The 20,263-nt window shown below is 66.5% G+C and carries 11 protein-coding genes, 1 tRNA gene and 1 CRISPR repeat array; of the genes, 8 read left to right on the top strand and 4 right to left on the bottom strand.

Translation table 11 applies throughout. The annotated features are described in order from the left end of the window. Positions 1 to 544 precede the first annotated feature (544 nt). The 5 genes from argJ (at position 545) to NZM16_RS04325 (ending at position 6,003) form a co-directional block, all read left to right on the top strand. Entirely contained in the window at positions 545 to 1,744 is a 1,200-nt protein-coding gene (gene argJ / locus NZM16_RS04345) for a bifunctional glutamate N-acetyltransferase/amino-acid acetyltransferase ArgJ (RefSeq protein WP_295451836.1), read from the top strand. Positions 1,745 to 2,010: 266 nt separating this feature from the next. Further along, positions 2,011 to 3,546 (top strand): hypothetical protein, encoded by a 1,536-nt coding sequence (locus NZM16_RS04340; RefSeq protein WP_295478840.1) that lies wholly within the window; start codon positions 2,011 to 2,013, stop codon positions 3,544 to 3,546. Positions 3,547 to 3,575: 29 nt separating this feature from the next. Continuing rightward, entirely contained in the window at positions 3,576 to 4,667 is a 1,092-nt protein-coding gene (locus NZM16_RS04335) for a M20/M25/M40 family metallo-hydrolase (RefSeq protein ID WP_295451832.1), read from the top strand. A 31-nt stretch (positions 4,668 to 4,698) separates the two neighbouring features. Beyond that, positions 4,699 to 4,772: transfer RNA gene (locus NZM16_RS04330), tRNA-Val, on the top strand. 145 nt (positions 4,773 to 4,917) lie between these two features. Further along, a complete protein-coding gene (locus tag NZM16_RS04325; protein WP_295451829.1) occupies positions 4,918 to 6,003 on the top strand; it encodes an alanine--glyoxylate aminotransferase family protein in 1,086 nt (361 codons plus the stop codon). A gap of 210 nt (positions 6,004 to 6,213) precedes the next feature. Here NZM16_RS04325 and NZM16_RS04320 read toward each other — a convergent pair whose 3' ends face one another. The 4 genes from NZM16_RS04320 to NZM16_RS04305 form a co-directional block, all read right to left on the bottom strand. Beyond that, positions 6,214 to 6,756 carry an NTPase gene (locus NZM16_RS04320; protein WP_295451826.1) on the bottom strand — a complete coding sequence of 181 codons (543 nt, stop codon included), beginning with the start codon at positions 6,754 to 6,756 and terminating at the stop codon, positions 6,214 to 6,216. Positions 6,757 to 7,012: 256 nt separating this feature from the next. Further along, entirely contained in the window at positions 7,013 to 8,218 is a 1,206-nt protein-coding gene (locus NZM16_RS04315; RefSeq protein ID WP_295451824.1) for a glycosyltransferase, read from the bottom strand. A 104-nt stretch (positions 8,219 to 8,322) separates the two neighbouring features. Beyond that, on the bottom strand, positions 8,323 to 11,346 hold the full coding sequence (locus tag NZM16_RS04310) for a molybdopterin cofactor-binding domain-containing protein (protein ID WP_295478837.1): 3,024 nt from the start codon (positions 11,344 to 11,346) through the stop codon (positions 8,323 to 8,325). Positions 11,347 to 11,719: 373 nt separating this feature from the next. Further along, positions 11,720 to 13,198: an NAD(P)-dependent oxidoreductase gene (locus NZM16_RS04305; RefSeq protein ID WP_295478835.1), complete on the bottom strand. Its 1,479-nt coding sequence runs from the start codon at positions 13,196 to 13,198 to the stop codon at positions 11,720 to 11,722. Positions 13,199 to 13,529: 331 nt separating this feature from the next. Between NZM16_RS04305 and clpB the strand changes: the two genes are divergently transcribed. The 3 genes from clpB to NZM16_RS04290 all read left to right on the top strand — a co-directional run bounded on the left by clpB (position 13,530) and on the right by NZM16_RS04290 (position 19,597). Next, the gene (gene clpB, locus NZM16_RS04300; protein ID WP_295478832.1) at positions 13,530 to 16,142 is read left to right on the top strand and encodes an ATP-dependent chaperone ClpB; all 2,613 of its coding nucleotides are present in this window, start codon (positions 13,530 to 13,532) and stop codon (positions 16,140 to 16,142) included. A gap of 343 nt (positions 16,143 to 16,485) precedes the next feature. Continuing rightward, complete coding sequence (locus NZM16_RS04295; protein ID WP_295478829.1) at positions 16,486 to 17,151, top strand: alpha/beta fold hydrolase; 666 nt, start codon at positions 16,486 to 16,488, stop codon at positions 17,149 to 17,151. Positions 17,152 to 17,503: 352 nt separating this feature from the next. Further along, positions 17,504 to 19,597, top strand: a complete 2,094-nt coding sequence (locus NZM16_RS04290; RefSeq protein ID WP_295451812.1) for a helicase-related protein — start codon at positions 17,504 to 17,506, stop codon at positions 19,595 to 19,597. A gap of 112 nt (positions 19,598 to 19,709) precedes the next feature. After that, positions 19,710 to 20,214: a CRISPR direct-repeat array (repeat unit 35 nt; unit sequence TCGCAATCCCCTAAAACGGGTCTCCTCACTGCGAC). Positions 20,215 to 20,263 lie beyond the last annotated feature (49 nt).

Here is a 20,263-nt window from a genome sequence, read left to right as displayed (position 1 = left end):
CCCCTGGGCCAGTAACTGTGGTTTTTTATAACTAAAATCCTTTTTTGGGGGCTGGGGCGCGGCCTTCGCCGCCGCCCCAGCCTCAAAACCCGCAGGCGAGTTGAAAGATTGCGCGATGGCACAGGCCTTGAACAGCCTTCCGAAGGGATTGATGGCGAAGCTATCGGTCTATAAGATAATTCTCCACGAATCCGGCTAACGTGGCAAGATTGTTCTAACCCCGACAACCGATCATAGGCTTCTTCTCCAACGAACCAGCGGAGGGCAGTGTTCTCCTTATGGGGACGGCCACGGAGGGTCTGAAAAAGTTAACTCATAAAATGAACCGAAGGAAGAGGATAACGGTTACGCAAAAGATCCGCACTTCCCAAATCGGATCAGCGCCTCGGCGAGCACGCCGAGGCCCCTCACCCAATTGCAAATGCATATGGTTTTCGGGTAGGCGGGGCCACCTGGCGGCCCTACCCCTCCGAAACCGGACTTCTCCTGCGGAGGGGAGGAGAAGAGGCAACAGAGTTCACGGATCCTTTATGGAGGGAAATCCATGAGTGTCACAGCGCCTCAAGGATTTCGAGCCGCCGGCGTTGCCTGCGGGATCAAAAATAGCGGGGCGCTGGATCTGGCGCTGGTCGCCAGCGCCCGTCCCTGCACGGCTGCTGGGGTCTTCACCACCAACCAGATCAAGGCCGCGCCGGTTCGTTACGATCAGGTGCTGCTGGCCCGTCGACGCGCTGGCTTCCGGGCGGTGGTGATCAACTCCGGAAACGCCAACGCCTGCACAGGCCCTAAAGGGCTCTCGGATGTCTACAGCGTGACCGAGCTCGCCGGCTTTCTTTTAGGTTTCCCCCCGGATACCATCCTGGTGATGTCCACCGGAGTGATCGGCGTCCCTCTGCCGGTCGACAAAATCCGCGCCGGTCTGATGCGCGCTGTCCCCGCCCTCTCCGAAGAGGGAGGCGAAGCGGCGGCCCGCGCCATCATGACCACAGACACCCGCCCCAAGATGGGGGTCCGCCGCCTCACCCTCCATGGGGTTCCAGTGACCATCGGTGGAATGGCCAAGGGGGCCGGGATGATCCACCCGCACATGGCGACCATGCTGGCCCTGATCACCACCGACGCGGAGATCGACCCGGATCACCTGGAGGCGCTTCTCCGAGCCGCGGTGGACGCCAGCTTCCATCGGATCAGCGTCGATGGGGATCAGAGCACCAATGACACGGTGATGATCCTGGCCAACGGAGCGTCAGGAGCACGGGTGGACGAGCGCTCGATGCCGCTCTTTCAGGAGGCCCTGACGGATCTCTGCATAGAGCTGGCGAAGGCCATTGTCCAGGATGGAGAAGGGGCCACCAAGCTGGTGGAGATCCGGGTGCGGGGCGCGCGCACGCCGGAGGAGGCCCGATGGATCGCCCGCCACATCGCCCGCTCGCCGCTGGTGAAGACGGCGTTCTATGGCGAGGATCCGAACTGGGGACGGATCTTAGCGGCCGCTGGGTCCGCCGGCGTGACGTTCGATTCCGATGCGGTCTCCCTCTGGATCCAGCGGGAGAACGAGCCTCCCCTGCTGCTTTTCGATCGGGGCTCTCCCGCCTTTTACTTCGAGGAAGAAGCCCGCCGCATCTTCCAGGCGCCCTCCTTTCGGGTGCTTATCGACCTCGGTCTGGGAGAAGGAGAGAATTGGGTATGGACGTGCGATCTTTCCCATGATTACGTGAGCATCAACGGAAGCTACCGAACTTAGATGGACAGGGTGAAAGGTGATATAATCTACATCAAAACGTTGAGAGCCATATAGGCGAAGCCTGTGCAATCGTATCAGCCGCTTTAGGGCTGAGAGCGCCGTAGAGAGCCAAGGGGAAGCGCTTAAATCTTTGGGGAAATCGGGCGTTTATCATTCAGGCAATTCCATCCCGGCCGCTGACAAGATCTGCCTCAGAGCCTCGCTCACAAGGATGCGCCTTTGCGATCTCTGAGAGGAGGCTCCCCTTGGGTTCCCGGAAACCCTGGATGGAACCGGAGATTCGAAATGTGTTCCTGTTCACCAGTGGCGTTCTTGGTAGCGCCGCCTTGTGGGTCTTCGCTATCCGAACCCCTGCTGCAAGATACGTCGTGCACTTTGTGTATCCTGCTTTGCTCTCCTTCTTAGCAGTCATCCTGGCCCTTCGAGGTTATCGCGCCTTAGCTCCGGACCATCCGGCCCGCCGGACATCAGCCTTTCTCGTGGTTACCCTGGCTCTATGGGCGCTCAACGAGGCGATTTGGTTGATCGTTTACTCCTCTGACAACGATCTGCTGAGGGCGGGAGCAGCACTCATCGATCAAATCCTGTATGTAATCGCCAGCGGGATGCTGGTAGCCTTCTTTGCCAGCCAGCTCCACTCTCTTCGCGCTGCCCTGAGGGGAATTCAGAGGGGGATCTTAGCGGCCTCGATAGCCCTCTATGGGCTCCTGGATCTGATCTTTGCCTATCTTCCCGTCTTTCAGGGCTCTGCGGAGAACGGGCTGAGAATCCCACTAATGATCGTGTATTCCGCCCTGCAGATAGCAACGCTGACGGGCGCGACAGCCTGGATCCTGGCCATCCTGGGCGGATGGCTCACGCGCCCATGGTTGCTGATCACAGCGGGACTCTGGATTGATAGCTTCCTTATTATGTTCCCCATTTCCCCTGAGCCATCTAGCTATTATCTTGCCGATGGATCGATAGATCCTCTGCTCACCGTCCACGATCTTGCCTACTTGCTTGGGTATCTTCTAATTGCGAGCGGGCTGTATTTACGCGAAAGGGCGCCTTTCCCGACCACGCAGGTTGAGGAGATGGTTTCCAGCATCCCCACACGCTATGTTCCGGAAGTCTGGGTGCTGCTCTCCGATGAAACCGGTCGGGTTTTCTTCGCTGATCCCCGGATAGCGGCTTCAATGGGCCTTCGTGAGCCGGGAGCGATCGTGGGAGAGTTCGTAGACTCTATTCTCAACCTAGAACCTGGGGCAGGATTCCGAATGCTCCGCGAAGCTCGCGCCCGCGGCCGCAGCTCCGCTTACTCCTTCTCCCATTCCGGAAAGCAGTATGCTGTGCAGGCGATAGCCGGGACGGATCTATCTGAGACTTACTGGACTATCGCAGAGTGGGAAGACCGCAACCATCTATCCGCCCTGGACATCCATCAGGTAGAACAGATATTGACGCAGACGATTCGGGGAGCGCCGATTGTCCCTTCCACCGCTCAATTAGCAATGATTTATTCGCATGGGGTTTTTCGGGTTCTTTCGTTCATATGTCTCTACTTCGGAGGGCCTGAGACGGCCCGGGAATTCGTCCGCCAGTTCGAGCCTGAACTGCTGGCCTGGGAGAAAGCCCCGCAGTCCGAACAGGATCTGGTTCGCCATTTCGGGGATTGGATTCGCCGAGCCGTGCGATATGCATTGTTGCTCGCTCCATCGGAGCACATCGCCAATGCTCTTCTTCGGATGGAGGCCCGGCTGGGGCCGGAGGTCGTCCAGGAGATGGAACGGTTGGGCCTGCGCTTGTTGCCGCCAACCTGATCGGGGGCAAAACCATCAGATCGAAAGCGATGGAGAATCTGAAAGACTTCCTTCGCGCCACGCTGGTTCAATTGATCGAAATCCCCTCGCCGAATGGGGAAGAGGGATCCTTGATCGCGTTCCTGGAGGATTGGCTTCAGGTCCGCGGCTTCCCGGCCGCTCGTTTCCCGGTTCCCGGCTACCCGTGGCCGAATCTGCTTGTCCACCCTCAGCCGCGCCCCCAGCTCCTGATCACCGCGCACGTAGATACAGTGCCGCCGCTGGCTCATCCTCAGCCTTATGTCGCTGTCGAGCAAGAAGACCGGATATATGGGCTAGGCAGTGTAGATGTAAAGGGTGGTCTAGCCGCCCTGATGGTCGCCCTGGATGTTATCGGTCCCGATCGCCTCATGCGCTCCCCGGTCAGCATCGCCCTCACGGTCGACGAGGAAAACATGGGGCGTGGGGCGGAAGCCCTGGCCCGGGCCTGCCGGCCGGAGGCGGTGCTGGCCATCGAGCCCACCGACTTAAGCATCGGCATTGCGGAAGCGGGGACTATGGAGCTCGCGCTGGAGATCCGCGGCCGTTCGGCCCACGGCTCGGTGGTGGAAAGGGGTCGGAACGCCATCCAGGGGGCAATGGAGCTGCTGCGCGAACTGGAATCCCTTCCCTCCATCCGGGCCCAGCATCCGTTGATCGGCCGCGGCGCCGTGACCCCGCTGTTCATCCGCGGCGGCGAACGGGCGCTGGTGATCCCGGATCGTTGCGAGCTCCATCTGGACATCCGATGGCTGCCGGGCATCCCCCGGGAGACGTTCGTAGGGGAAATCGAAGCGACGTTGACCCGCCATGCGGCAGTCTGGCAGGTGATCGATCTCTCCGCGCCCTTTGAGACCCCGGCGGAGGCTCCCTTGGTTCAGACCCTCGCGACCATCTTGACCGAAGCAGGTCTTCCGGTCCGCCTGAGCGGGATGCCCAGCTGGACGGATGCGGAGCCCTTCGCCCGATACGGGGCCCAGGCGGTCGTCTTCGGGCCAGGCACGCTGGCCCTCGCCCACACGCCGGAGGAGCACATCTCGATCTCGGAACTCCTCCACGCCACGCGGGCGCTCATCGCGCTGATCCAGAAGGTGGTTGCCTGAAAGCCAGGATATTGCTATAATTTGCAATGAAGGGCGAGTAGCTCAGGTGGTCAGAGCGCACGGCTCACATCCGTGAGGTCGGGGGTTCGAGTCCCTCCTCGCCCATCACGCCGCAGCCCTCCGGCTGCGGCGTTTTGTTTTCACCTTATTCCCAATCCGAGATCCGAGCTCTTCGGAGGGGTTTCGGGGCTGGGGCGCCGCCTTCGGTGGCGCCCCAGCCCAAAAATATTCTCCCCCACGGAGGTCCCCCATGCGCACCTACGCCATTCCACTGGTCCCGGGCCCAACGACGGTTCCGGCCGAGATCCGCGCCGCCTACCAGGAGGATTACGGATCCGCGGATCTCGAGCCGGAATACTATGAGCTATATGCGGAGACCCAGGATCTGCTCCGCGCCATCCTGGGGACGCGCAACTCCGTGGTGATTATGACCGGGGAGGCGATGGTGGTCCTCTGGGGCGCCTTGAAAAGCACGCTGCGCCCCGGGGACCGGGTGGTGGCGGTGGCCACGGGGGTGTTCGGCGACGGCATCGCCGACATGGCCCGCGGCCTGGGGGCGGAGGTCGAGGTGGTCCGGTTTGACTATGACGAAGCCGCGGACCCCGAGCGGGTCGAGGAGGCCATCCGCCGCGTCCGCCCGAAAATGGTCACCATGGTTCACTGCGAAACCCCCTCCGGCACCCTGAACCCCGTGGCCGAGGTGGGGTCCCTGGTCGCCCGCTACGAGGTCCCCCTCTTCTATGTGGACGCTGTCTCCAGCGCGGCAGGAGTTCCCCTCCGAGTCGATGAGTGGCGGATCGACCTGTGCCTGGTGGGAACCCAGAAATGCCTCTCGGCGCTCCCGGATCTGGGGATCGTCACGGTGAGCGAGCGGGCCTGGGAAATCGTCCGCGAAGTCGGATACGCGGGATATGACGCGCTGGGACCCTTTCGGACGGCCCTGGAAGATCGGTGGTTCCCTTATACGCCTTCCTGGCATGCCTTAGCGGCCTTGAATGTGGCCTGTCGGCGGGTGCGGACGGAGGGCCTGGAGAACGTCTTCCGCCGGCATGCCGAGGCGGCGGCTTACTGTCGGGAGCGGCTGAAGGCCATGGGCCTGCAGCTCTTCCCCCGACGGGAGGAATGGTCCTCCCCCACGGTCACGGCAGCCCGCGTGCCGGAGCATCTATCGTGGCCTGAACTGGACCGCCGCCTGCGGGCGCGTGGGATGGTGGTGGGGGGAAGCCTGGGGCCGCTGGCTGGGAAAGTGTTCCGCATCGGCCATATGGGAGCTCAGGCGGATCTTGAGCTCGTGCGCCGAGGGATGGACATCCTCGAGGAAGCCCTCCGGTCGTGAGAACCTGAAATCCGCAACGGGGCATCGGCCCGCCACGGATTTTCCCCCTCTCCAGGGCCCCAGGGGCCCTGGAGAAAGACCTAGCCTGCTTCGCTCCCGAAGGCGCCTGGATCGAACCTGTCGCCTGAAGTTGCGCATGACGTTCGCGCTTAAATACTGACGGATGAGCGTATCGCGGCGATGCCCCCCACAAAACCCCTCAGAAGGAACTCAGCCGCGGGACCGCGGAAGCGTCGCCTGAATCCATCGCAATACACGGCCCAGGAGGGCCTCGCGATTCGCGGGCGTCAGCTCCCAAAGCTCCAGGCCGGGACGACGCTTGAAGGCGTCGGCCCAGGGGTGCGGGCTCCGGGTGATGGTGGCGATCATGGGGCGGGGGCTGGCCGCCACCGCTTCCAGGGCCTCGCGGAACGCTGCGCTGAACAATTCCATCTTCCCGATCTCGTCCACCAGCACGACCTCCCGGTGATCTACAGCCTCCCGGATCGCCGCCACCCCCAGATCATCCAGCACGGTGATGTCCACCCCATATCGCCCGACCCGATGAGGTGTGCGGTCGATCCAATCCACGTGGGCGAAGATCGCCGCCCGACCGTCCAGGGTCACCAGGCGGAAGCCGAGCCGACCCTGGGGCCCCCGGATTTCCTCGGTGAAAAACCCGCCCGCCCGATCCCCCAGGGCCTCCGCCACCCGGCGGATCAGGGTGGTCTTGCCCACGCCCGGCCGGCCGGTCAGAAGCAAAACCGCACCCACGTCCCATCCCCCGGACGTTCGACAGCGCTCGATCTAATCCGTTCTGCACACTGAAAGGGATCCTCCCTGAACTCATCGGAATGGGAAACCGATCCGCCTCCCGGGAATCCCCGAGGTGTCCAGGAGCGAGGCCTCGCCCCGGTCATGGAGATGAGCCCTCCGGCGAGGCCGAGCGTGGGGGCGACGGGGCCGTCCATGAATCGGCAACCGACCGAATTCCCAGGCGGCCCCTCCCCGCCCGATTTCCAGACAGACACTAAGCCCCTTTCGAGCCCGGGCGCTTGGAATGGGCGATCTCCCAGATCCAGCGGGCGGCGTCCAACGCCGCGTCCGGATACCCCATGGCCGTCGCACGCTGGGAGAGGGCTTCCAGCAACCCCGGGCGGGTCAGCCATTCCCGCAGGGCCTCCTTCACCTGCTCGGGCTCCGGAGCGTAGACCCCCGCGCCCCCGTTCACCACGTAGTCCACGTTGCCCTCCTCCTGGCCGGGCAGGTAGTGGGTGAGGATCATTGGCCGGCCGACGGCCAGAGCCTCGGCGATGGTGTTGGGGCCCGCCTTGGTGATCAGAAGATCCGCCGCCGCCATCATCTCCGGGATGTTCCGCACAAAGCCGTAGACATACGTCGGGATGGGCCAATCCACCGCCGCCAGACGGCGGCGCAGCCGCTCGTTCCGGCCCGCTACCACCGCCATCTGCACGGGGAGGCCGGATTCCGCCACTGCCCGGGCGTTCTCGAAGACCTTCCCCATCCCCTCCCCGCCGCCCATCACCAGCACAGTGGGGAGATCCGGCCGCCAGCCCAACTGCTCCCGCCAGAAGGTTTTCGGCCTGTTCCGCACCTCCCGGAACCGCAGCCGGATCGGGAAACCCGTCACCACCACCCGTTCCGGTGGAACCCCACAGGCGATGGTGCGACGCCGAGCCCCTTCATGGGGCGCGATGACCAGATCCGCGTTCGCGCACCAGAGGGCATGGATGTTGCCGATGTCGCAGATCACGATGACGAAGGGGACCCGGCGGGGAGCCTGCATCCAGTATCGCAGGGTGACGTCGTTGAACAGGGGATGGACGGAGACGATGACATCGGCCGGGTTCTCGGTGAAGAGCTTGGCGATCCGATCCCGCACCCATGGCCAGAAGAGGTAGGCCAGCTGCCGCGCCCGGCGGGGATGGTTGGCGAAATGCCAGGCCCGGGCATAGAAGGGCACGATCGCCGGCTTCACCATGTAAGGATACAGGGCGGGCGACCGATTGAGCGGGAAGGGCGCATACTGGATGAAGGCATCCACGATGCGGGGCTCCACCGCCGGACCATAGAGAGCCCGCAGGCCCTCGGCGAGGGCCTCCGAGACGCTGCGGTGGCCACCACCGGTATCCGACATCAGGAGCAACACCCGGGTGACCACATAAGAGGAAGCCCCCGCCGTCGCCTCCGGACCCGTCAGAGCATCATCACGCATGGCCCCTCACCTCCTTCGCATTGGGTTGTTTGAGGAAGGCCCCGGGCCGGTAGGGCGAGCCGGCACTGGCTCGGCCAAGCGATCGCCCCTGGGGCGCCCAGGCGCTAAGAACGGGCCGAGGCCTCCCGGAGCGCCCGCCAGACCCGTTCCGGGGTCGCCGGGATCTGGGTGATCCAGACCCCCACCGCGTCGTAGATCGCGTTGACCACCGCCGGGGCCACGCCGTCCATCGGGATCTCCGCCACCGCTTTGATGCCGAAGGGATGAGACGGCTCGATGGTCTCCACAAAGATCACCCCCAGCTCCGGCGTCTCGTGGGCCTGGAAGATCTTGTAGGGGCCGAAGCGTGGGTTGACCACCCGCCCCCGCTCATCGAAGACCATCTCCTCGGAGACGGCATAGCCCAGCGCCTGGACCATCCCTCCTTCCACCTGCCCGGAGGCCGTGAGCGGATTGACGATGCGCCCGGCATCCACCGCCATCACCAACCGGTCCACCCGCACCTCCCCCGTTTCGACATCCACTGTGACCTCGGCGAACTGGGCCGCGAAGGGCGGCGGGGAGACCGGCGAGACGTAGGAGGCCACCGCCATGATCTGCCGCTGGTCCCGGTGATGCAGCGAGGCGAGGGCCACCTCCTCCAGGGTCACGCTCCGACCGTCCGGCGCCCAGACCCGACGGTCGGCCAGCCGCAGCTCCGCAGGGGAGACGGAGGCCCCGCGCTCGCGGAGCAACGCCGCTGCCACCTCCTTGATCTGCTCGGCCACCTGCTCGGCCGCCCTCACCGCCGCGGCGCCGGAGAGATACGTCGTGGAAGAGGCGTAGGCCCCCTTGTCGAAGGGGGTGAAGTCTGTATCGGAGGAGTAGACGATGATGTCCTCCACCGGGCAGCCCAGGACCTCCGCCACCATCTGGGCGATGACGGTATCCGAACCCGTGCCCAGGTCGGTGGCGCCGATCAGCAGGTTAAAGGAGCCGTCGTCGTTCATCTTGAGGCTGGCCGCCCCCATGTCCAGATAAGGGATGGCCGTCCCCTGCATCACGCAGGCCACCCCGATCCCCCGACGCAGATGGGGCTTCCCCGGCACCTGGTGCCAATCCGGGTTCCCGAACTTCTCGTGCCATCCCACATAGGCCGCGCCGTATCGCACGCACTCCGGCAGCCCGCAGGTGTGCACGATCTCGGGGCGTGGCTCCCGGCCCTCGCTCCAGGCCCGGCTGAAGGGATGCTCCTGCCCTGCTTTCAGCGCGTTCTTCAACCGGAACTCCAGCGGATCCAGCCCCAGCGCCCGGGCGATCCGCTCCATGTGAACTTCCACGGCGAAGAACCCCTGAGGTACCCCGTAGCCGCGGAAGGCCCCAGAAGGCGGCGTGTTGGTGTAGACCACGTCCGCGTGGAACCGGATCCGGGGCTCGCCCCGTTCGTCCCACGCCGGGTAAAGGGCCATCGCCTTGTGGCCGGTGTTGCCGGCCACCGTCAGGGCGTGGCAGCCGTAAGCGCCCGTGTCCGAGAGCACATACATCTCGTTCGCCACGATGGTGCCATCCCGCTTCACGCCGGTGCGCAGCCGGATGCGCATGGGGTGGCGGGAACGGGCCGCGGTGAACTCCTCCTCCCGCGTCCACTCCAGCCGCACCGGCCGCCCTGTGGCGATGGTGAGATGGGCGGCGATGTCCTCGATCAGGACCTCCTGCTTGCCGCCGAAGCCGCCTCCGATCCGCGGCTTGATCACCCGGATCCGCTTCGGGGGAAGGCCCAGCACCGGGGCCAGGATCCGCCGCACGTGGAAGGGGACCTGGGTGGAGGTGCGGATCACCAGACGATCGTCCTCATCCCAGTAAGTGATCACCACGTGGGTTTCCAGGCTGGATTGCTGGACCTTCGGCACCACATATTCGCCCTCGAAGATGTAATCCGCCTCCTCGAAACCCTTGTCCACCTCTCCGATCTCGATATGGATCTGGGCGGCCAAGTTCCGCGAGGGATCCGATCCGTCGAAGGGCACATACTCCGGCTCGTCGTGGATGATCGGCGCCCCGGGCTTCATCGCCTCGCGGGGGTCTAGGATGGCGGGCAATTCCTCATACTCCACTTCGATCAACTCCAGCGCCTTCTCCGCGATCTCCGGCGTCTCCGCCGCCACGAAGGCGACGCGGTCGCCGACGAAGCGGACTTTCGAATCCAGGGAGAAGGTGTCCAGCGGCCCGGGGATGGGATCCGATTGCCCCGCTGTGGAGTAAACCACCCGGGGGATGTCCGGGTAGGTCAGCACCGCCACCACTCCGGGCAGCTCCCGCGCGCGGCGGGCATCGATCCGCCGGATGCGGGCGTGGGGGACCGGGCTTTTGAGCACCTTGGCGTAGAGCATGCCGCGGACTTCGAAGTCGTCGGCGAAGGCCGGCTTCCCCTGGACCAGGCGCAGGGCATCCACTTTCTTCTCCGGCTTCCCGACCACGCGAGTCTCCGGGACCGGCTGGGGCAACACCATCGTGGGAAAGACGACCGTCCGGGTCTGGAGGCCCGCCCCCCCGCCGGGTTCCGGAGGAACGATCTCCCCGGCGGGGAACACCTCGCCCAGGGAGAGGGGGGCTTCCGGCGGGATGATCATCCGCCGGGCTTCTTCCTCCACCGAGGGGACCGGCTCGCCGCGCATCCGCGCCGCCGCCCGCAGCACCGCCTGCACCGGCTTCCGGTAGCCGGTGCATCGGCAGAGGATCCCGCCGAACGCTTCCCGGACCTCCGCCTCGGTGGGATTGGGGTTGCGATCCAAGAGGGCCTTCGCCGCCAGCACCATCGCGGGGGTGCAGAAGCCGCACTGGATCGCGCCGGTCTCGATGAAGGCCTCCTGGACCGGATGCAGACCTTCCGTCCGCCGCCAGCCCAGCTCCGGCGTCCGTCCCACGCCCTCGATGGTGAGGATGGAACGCCCGGCCACCTTCGCCGCCAGGGTGACGCAGGAGAGGATGGGGGTGCCATCTAAGAGGACCGTGCACATGCCGCAGGAGCCGTCGTCGCATCCGTGCTTCACGCCGTAATATCCTGCTCGACGCAGCAGATCCAGCAGGCGCGTGGATGGGGCGATGGAAAACCGGTGCGGTTCGCCGTTGATCGTCAGGGTGATTTCCATGCTCACCTCCGGCGCTGGAGAAGGGCTCCGCAAGCCGTCGCCAGACAGGCCCGCTTTTCCGGATAGATTGTATCACGGGAGAAACCAGCGCATGCGGTCGCCCGCCCCTCTGGACCACGCTTCGGGAATGTGCCCCTCGCCTCACAACGCGCCCGTCCACGTCACGATATCCGGGGCCGGAGTCCCAGCATCCGATTCGAACGCGCTCCCGATTCCATCCGCCACCGAACCCAACACGCCCGGCGTTGATGACGCTGCGCCCCCGCTCCAAATAAAAGCAAAAAGGGGTGGAAGCCGATGGCGTGAGCCATCCGCCTCCACCCCTCGCTTCCAGGCCCGGCCGTCCCCCCGCCAGCCCGGCGCGACCGGCAGGCTAAGCGAGCACAGGCTCCGCCAGCGGAGAGGTCTCCAGGGTCTCCACCGGCGGTTGCTCCATCAGGTAGGCATGCATCACTCGGGCCGTCCGCATCGCCGCCGCCGAGGCGGTCGCTACCAGATCCGGCCCGGTGACGCCGTCGCCGGCCGCGAACACACCGGGCCGGGAGGTGCGCCCTTCTTCATCCACCCGGATGAGGCCCGCCCGCGAAACCTCCAGGCCCTTGGTGGTGCGGGCGATGATGGGATCCCCCCGGAAGCCCAGGGCCAGGACCGCGGCGTCCACCGGCACCGTGAACTCCGAACCCGGGATCGGCACCGGGCGTCGACGGCCGCTCTCGTCCGGCTCCCCCAGGGTCATCCGGATGAATTCGATCGCCGTCAAGCGGCCGCCTTCGCCGATGAAGCGAACGGGGGCCACCAAGAACTCGAAGCGGACGCCTTCCTCTCGGGCCTTCTTGCGCTCCTCCCGGTTCCCGGGCATCTCCGCTTCGCTGCGCCGGTAGTAGATGGTCACCTCCTCCGCGCCCAGGCGGAGCGCGGTGCGGGCACAGTCCATCGCCGTATCGCCGCCGCCGATGATCGCCACCCGGCGGCCGACCCGCGGGGGTTCCCGCCCCTCGGGTGGGAGATCCTCCGGAGGAACGTTCGCCCGCATCAGGAAATCCAGCGCCATATAGACCCCGTCCAGGTTCGCCCCCTCCCAGTCCGGCTCCACCGGCCGCCAGGCCCCGATCCCCAGGAAGACCGCCTGATACCCTTGGGCGAACAGATCGTCTAAGGTGAGATCCCGCCCGATCCGGACGCCGGTGACGAACCGGACCCCCAGCCGCTCGAGATCGGCGATCTTCTGATCGACCACCGCGCGGGGCAGCTTGAACGCCGGGATGCCGTAGCGCAACAGGCCGCCCGGCCGGGGCATCGCCTCGAACACCGTCACCGAGTGGCCCTGACGGGCCAGGAACTCCGCGACCGTCAGCCCGGCCGGGCCGGAGCCCACTACCGCCGCCCGCCGGCCGGTCGGCGGCGCGCGGTGGATCTCCAGGGCACCGTAGCGACGCTGGAAGTCCGCGACAAACGCCTCCAGTTTGGTGATGTGGATGGGCTTGCCGTAGGCGGAAAGAGTGCACGATCCCCGGCAGGTCTGGGGCGGGCAGACCCTTCCACAGATCTCAGAGAGAAAAGAAGTTTGGCGGAACACCTGGGCGGCCCGCAGGAAATCCCCCTGTTCGATCAGCCAGAGGGCCGTGGGGATGTCGTTGTGGAACGGGCACGCCTGGATGCAGGGGGCCGGATCCGGACAGTGAATACAGCGGGCGGCTTCCAGAGGGGCGGTGGTCTCATCGTATCCGATCGACACTTCTTCAAAATCCGACCGGCGGATTTCAGGGGGGCGTTCCGCGGGGAAAACCGGCAACAGACGGGTGCGAACCCTCCGCTCGATCACGAACTCGTCGCCGGGGATATGCGGGATCATCCAGGCCCTCCTGGTTCAGATTCCCACCTTCATCTTAAAGCCTTCCCCGGTGCTCATAATAGTGAAAACCTTCACACCACGGCTGGTGACGGAGATCACGGCCGGGATGGTAGGGGCACAGCGACGCGATGGTCCGATCATCCCCCATCGGACGGTCTCACCGCTAATACAAAGTTAACTGAGCTCTAATTTGCCTCTGACGGCTTTATCGTAATGTGGGCGATGGCGGAGAGGCGCGCCGCCGTGGATCCGGGGTGGGGGGTGGCCCGGTCGCCCCCCGTCCCGGGTCTGTGGCCGAGCCCTCTCCGAGCCCTTTTCGGAGGTGGAGAGGATGAACCTGAATCGGTATACGGAGAAGGCTCAGGAGGCCCTGCTGGAGGCCCAGCGGCTGGCCGAGGAATACCGGCACCCGGCCATCGAGAACGAGCACCTGCTGCTTTCGCTATTGCGCCAGTCGGACGGGGTGGTGCCGCAGGTGGTGCGCCGGGCCGGGGCCGACCCGCAGGAGATGATCGAGGAGCTGGAGCGCTATTTGGCCGGCCGCCCGAAGGTCTACGGCGCCGGCGAGGTGGGCCTTTCCCGCTCGGCGGCGGAAACCCTCCGCCAGGCGGAGCGGGAGGCCCAGGCGATGCGGGATGACTACGTCAGCACGGAGCATCTGCTCCTGGCGATGGCCGATCGGGCCGACGGGACGGCGGGCGCAGCCCTGCGGCGGCGGGGGCTGACGCGGGACGCCTTGATGCGGGCCCTCGTGGCGGTGCGCGGCGCCCACCGGGTGACCTCGCCCACACCGGAGGCCACCTACCAGGCCTTAGAGAAATACGGGCGGGACCTGACGGCGCTGGCCCGGCAGGGGAAGCTGGACCCGGTCATCGGGCGCGATGAGGAGATCCGCCGGGTGATCCAGATCCTCTCCCGTCGGACCAAGAACAACCCGGTGCTGGTGGGCGACGCCGGTGTGGGCAAGACCGCCATCGTCGAGGGCCTGGCCCAGCGCATCGTCCGCGGCGACGTCCCGGAGGGCCTGAAGAACAAGCGGGTGGTGCAGCTGGATCTGGGCGCCCTGGTGGCGGGGGCCAAATACCGGGGCGAGTTCGAGGAGCGCCTGAAGGCGGTCCTGAAGGAGATCGCCGAGGCCCAGGGCGAGATCATCCTGTTCATCGACGAGATCCACACGGTGGTGGGGGCCGGCCGGGCGGAAGGGGCGCCGATGGATGCGGCCAACATCCTCAAGCCGATGCTGGCCCGCGGCGAGCTGCGCTGCGTCGGCGCCACCACCCTCGACGAATACCGCCAGTATATCGAGAAGGATCCGGCCCTGGAGCGCCGCTTCCAGCCCGTCTACGTCGACGAGCCCTCGGTGGAGGAGACCATCAGCATCCTGCGCGGGCTCAAGGAGCGCTATGAGGTGCACCACGGCGTGCGCATCACCGACGCCGCGGTGATCGCCGCCGCCACCCTGAGCCACCGCTATATCCCGGACCGCCGGCTGCCGGACAAGGCCATCGACCTGATCGACGAGGCGGCGGCCCGGCTGCGGATGGAGATGGATTCCAAGCCGACGGAGCTCGACGAGCTGGACCGCCGGATCCTGCAGCTGGAGATCGAGCGGGAGGCCCTGAAGAAGGAGCGCGACGAGGCCAGCCGGGAGCGCCTGGCGGCCATCGAGCGGGAGATCGCCGGGCTGCGGGAGCGGGCGGACGCGCTGCGCATCCAGTGGGAGCGGGAGAAGGCCGTCATCCAGAAGGTGCGGGAGCTGAAGGAGCGGATCCAGCAGACCCAGCACCAGATCGAGATGGCGGAGCGCCGGCTGGACTACGAGGAGGCCGCCCGCCTGCGCTACGGCGTCCTGCCGGACCTGGAGCGACAGCTGCGGGCATCGGAAGAGGAGCTCAACGCCCTCAGCCGCGGCAAGCGCCTGCTCAAGGAAGAGGTGGACGCCGAGGACATCGCCCGGGTGGTGGCCGCCTGGACGGGCATCCCGGTGGTCCGCCTGATGGAAGGCGAGATGGGGAAGCTGCTGCGCCTGGAGGAGCGGCTGCACGAGCGGGTGGTGGGCCAGGAGGAGGCCGTGCGGGCGGTCGCCAACGCCGTGCGCCGGGCCCGGGCCGGCCTGAAGGACCCGAACCGGCCCATCGGGGTGTTCCTCTTCCTGGGCCCGACGGGCGTGGGCAAGACCGAGCTGGCCAAGGCCCTGGCGGAGGTCCTCTTCGACGACGAGCGGGCGATGGTCCGCATCGACATGACCGAATACCAGGAGAAGCACACCGTCAGCCGGCTGATCGGCGCCCCGCCGGGCTACGTGGGCTATGAGGAGGGCGGCCAGCTCACCGAGGCCGTGCGGCGCCGTCCCTACACCGTCGTGCTCTTCGATGAGATCGAGAAGGCCCATCCCGAGGTCTTCAACGTGCTGCTCCAGGTCTTCGACGAGGGCCGGCTGACCGACGGCAAAGGGCGCACCGTGGACTTCAAGAACGCGATCCTGATTATGACCAGCAACATCGGCAGCCAGTGGATCAAGGAGCTGGCCGGGCGTGACGAAGGGAAGATGCGCCAGCTGGTCCTCAGCGCCCTGGACCAGCACTTCCGGCCCGAGTTCCTGAACCGGATCGATGAGATCGTGATCTTCCACCCGCTCACGATGGAGCATCTGCTCCAGATCGTGGACATCCAGCTCCGGCGGCTGGGGGCGATGCTCGCCGAACGGCGGATGGGGCTGGAGGTCACCGCGGAGGCCCGGCGGTATCTGGCCACAGTGGGCTACGATCCGGTTTACGGCGCCCGGCCGCTGAAGCGGGCGATCCAGCGCGAGCTGATCGACCCGCTGGCGATGGAGATCCTGCAGGGGCGGTTCCGGGAGGGCGATTTCATCCGCGTGGACCTGCGGGACGGCCGGCTGGTCTTCGAACGGGTGGAGGAGCCAGCCCAGGCCCGAGCGGCATGAGGGCCTGCCGATGGGCGATCGCCCGGCCCCACCCTCCGGGCGCCTTTTCCTCGATTCACCGGCCTTTGCCGGCGCGCAAGGCCATCGGGAGCAGGCCGGCGCGCCGGCAAAGGCCTTTTGCTTTGTGTATTTTCATTTGGGGGTCTTGGGGGTGGCGCTTGGGGCCTTACAGGCTTCGGTTCCGCAACTCCCCCGTTCGCAACCTGTTCGTAGTAGGGCACGTCAGTGCCCGTCCTTTTCCCAAAACCCATAGCGAGGGCATCGCTTCACCCGCGCCCAGCATAAACGGGCCCTTCGCTGCGCTTCGTGCCCTACTACGAACAACTACATGGAGCTCGCGCCCATGTCCCTGATCCACCACATCCGACCTCCTGATGGGGGGCCTTCCCAGGGGAAGGCCCCTGCCGCCCTGCTGCTGCACGGCTGGAGCGGGGATGAGCGCTCGATGGCGGTCTTCGAAACCGCCTTCCCGCCGGGATGGTGGCTCATCCGCCCGCGGGGTCCCTTCCCTCTGCCCGGGGGCGGCTACGCCTGGTTCCCCCTGCACGGGGATGGGACGCCCGACCTGGAGGCAGCGCGGGAAAGCCTGGGCCAGCTGCTCCGCCTTCTCGACGAGCTCGCCGGGCGTCATCCTATCGATCCGCATCGATGGATGGCCGTGGGGTTCAGCCAGGGCGGGGCGATGGCCGCGGCGCTCGCCCTGCGCGCCCCAGAACGGATCGCCGCCCTGGCGGTGTTCAGCGGGTTCTTCCTCCCCCTGCCGGACCTGGAGGCACCGGCTTCCCTTGCGGGCCGACGGGCCTTCATCGCCCATGGCCTGCGGGACCCCCTGGTCCCCGTGGAGCAGTCCCGACGGCTGTGCCAGCGGCTGCAGGCCCTGGGGGCCGAGACGACCTGCCTGGAATATCCGGGCGGCCACAAAGTCGACGCCGGGACCTGGCGGGCTTTCCGGGCCTGGCTGACGGCGATGACCCCTTCCCCCGGATCGTCGAACCGGGGGCAAGGCTGACGGTTCGCCATCCTCCCGCCCGAAGGGGAGAGGGGTGAAGGGCCCTCACGCTCCCGAACCGAGCGGGGTAAAATCCATCCGAGCGCATCGCGGGCCCGAGGCCTCGGCGCCTGGGAAGGCGCCCGCCATCGGGCGGGGCATCGCCTTTCCCCTCCATTTGTTCGTAGCAGGGCCCATCAGTGCTGGTTTGTTCGTAGTAGGGCACGTCAGTGCCCGTCTGTTCGTGGTAGGGCACCTCAGTGCCCGTCTTAGGAACGGGCCCTTGCGTGCCCGGCCTCGGGCGCAGCGGTTCGGAGGCGGGCCTGCGGCGCGTCAAGGCCCAGGGGCCAGTTCCCTTCCCGTAAGGAGGCAAATGGAGCGTCGTCCGTCCTCTTCCCGACCCACCATGTATCTGGTTAAGGGCCCCCCAGGCTCCGGGAAATCCACCGTGGTGCCCTTCCTGCTATCGGCGTGGGCCGATCAGCCCGCGATGGTGGCGGTTCCCACGCGGGCCGCCGCGATCTCCCTGGCCTGGTATGTCCACCACCGGACCCGGGACGGGGTCTACGCGCTGCCGCCGGACCTTCATCCGGACGTGTATGCCTTCGCGGGGGGACGGGAGATCGTCCTGCGGGGGCGCGTAGGATACGCGGTGCGGGGGAGCCACTCCCTGCCCTACGGGATGCTGGACGTGCACGTGGCCTACGTCACCACCGGCATCCTGATCCAGTATATCCTGAGCCAGGGCCTCTCCGGGATCTTCCCCATCGTGGACGAGATCCACCTCCGCCAGATGGAGGGCGATCTCGCCTTCGCCCTGATCCTGAAAGAGGGGCGATCCTTCGCCGTGATGTCGGCTACGATGGAACAGGTGGAGGAACGGATCGCCCGCTTGGCGCGGCGGTTCGGCTACGAGGTCGTCGAGATCGAGCTCCCCGCCCCCCAGTATCCCATCCGGATCCTGGAGTGGCCGGTCCGCTTCTCCCTCCGGGCCGACCAGCCTGCCCAGGTGGTCCTGAAGGCCCTCCGTCGCTACCGGCATCTCAAATTCCAGGGGACGGAAGTAGAGGTGCGGGGGGACCAGATCCACATCGCCCATCTGGGGATCCCGCTCCACGCCCTGATCTTCATGCCGGGTGTCCGGGAGATCGAGGCCACGGTGGAGGCCCTGCGGTCAACGTTCCGCAACGAGGTGATCCCCCTCTACGGGGCGATGGCGGTGAGCGAACAGGAGGCGGTGGTGGAGCGGGCCGCCGACCGTCGGGAGACCCGGGTGTTCGTCAGCACGGAGCTGGCCGGGGTCTCCCTGACCATGAACGCCGGGCTGGTGCTGGACCTGGGGCTGGTGCGCCGGAGCGAGTCGGACACGCGGGGGTTCGTGCGGCTGCCGGTGGTCCCGATCTCGCGGGCGGAAGCGGCCCAGCGGGCGGGGCGGGCCGGGCGGACGGCGCCGGGGATCTGCGTCCGGTGCTTCCGGATGGAGGAGCTCCCGGAGGAGACCCGGCCGCCCGAGACCCTGCGCACCTCGCCGGAGCGGATCGTGCTGGTGGGGGCGGCCCTGGGGCTGACAGTGCGGGATCTTCCGTTGCCCGATCCTCCCTCCCGGGAGGCGGTAGAGGAGGCGACGCGGGTGCTTCGGCGGCTGGAGGCGCTGGATGCGCGGGGGCGGATCACGCCGCGGGGCTACCAGATCCTGGAGCTGGGCCTGCCGGCCCGCCTGGCGGTCCCCCTGCTGACGGCCTGGGAGGCCGGGGAGGGGGGCGGGCTCGACGGCCGCTCTCCGCTCTTCGACAGCCTGATCGCCGCCGTCTCCCTGCTGGCGGTGGGCCGCCCGTGGCGCCTGCCAGGCCATGGCCCCCCGCCGAACCGCCAGGGAGACCTGAACGCCGCCCTCGGCGCGCTGGTGCGTTACATGCAGCGCTTTGCGGAGAGCCCCTCGGCGGCGGCCGAAGAGGCGCGGGCGCTGGGGTTCGCTGACCGGGTGCTGGACGAGGCGGCGAACGTCTACCTGCCGGATCTACGGGCTCGGATGCGGCTGCTCTTTATGGAGGAGGACGGCGGGCCCGACCGCTCGCTGCCGGAGCTGGTCGACGAGCGGCAGCTGGCGGGGTATCTGGCCGCCGGGTTCCCGGACATGGTGGGGCTGGTGGACTGGAAGCGGCGGACCTTGGAGACGCCGGACGTGCGGTGCTGGATCGGGCGGGATTCGGGGTTCTGGCGGGCGTATGAGGAGGAGCGTCCGGCGCTGGCGATCGCCTTAGCGGGGACCTTCTCCGCGCAGGGGGCGCGGATTGCAACGGCGATGATCCCGGTGGAGCCGGAGGCGCTGATCCGGGCGGGGGTGGCGCGGGTCAAGGAGCGGCGGGCCGTGCGGGCCCGAGGGGGCCCGCGCGAGGAGGTCCTGCTGATGTGGCGGGGAGTCGAGCGGTCGATGGCAGTGCGGATGATCGTGGGGCCCGACGGATAGGGAGGCGCTCGGCGAAGAGAGCTGGGGGCGGAGTCCACGCAATAAGGAAGGGGCCTCGGCCCAAGAGGGTGCCGGGGCTTTTTTGTTTCAGAGCCCATCTCCTCGCGTCGATTGGCAATCCCCTGAAACGGTTCTCCTCACTGCAACGCGCACAAACGTAGGGGTCATCTGCGGATGACCCCTACCGCACTACCGCACCGCAATCCCCTAACACGGGTCTCCTCACTGCGACCCCGCCGCGCCGCCGCCGCGTTTCAGCGCCCTCGCAGGGCGCATCGCAATCCCCTAAAACGGGTCTCCTCACTGCGACGAGGAGGACGCGGTTAAGATTCGTGAACTTTACAACAACTCATCGCAATCCCCTAAAACGGGTCTCCTCACTGCGACACGGCTCACGAGGATTCAGGCGTCAGGGGTTGCATCGGGAATCGCAATCCCCTAAAACGGGTCTCCTCACTGCGACCCTCACCCCATCTCCAGCCCCGAAGAGGTGCTGGACCTGGTCGCAATCCCCTAAAACGGGTCTCCTCACTGCGACTTTATTCATCGAAGTACTCATGCGGGGGTGTGGAGTACTACATATCGCAATCCCCTAAAACGGGTCTCCTCACTGCGACGTGGATTCCTGCACTACTGATACTTCGGCACACCGGCTAATCGCAATCC

It is taken from the genome of Thermoflexus sp. (assembly GCF_025055495.1).
Taxonomy (GTDB): domain Bacteria; phylum Chloroflexota; class Anaerolineae; order Thermoflexales; family Thermoflexaceae; genus Thermoflexus.
The sequence above is the reverse complement of the archived record's forward strand: the minus strand, read 5'-3'. Positions and strand labels throughout refer to the sequence as shown.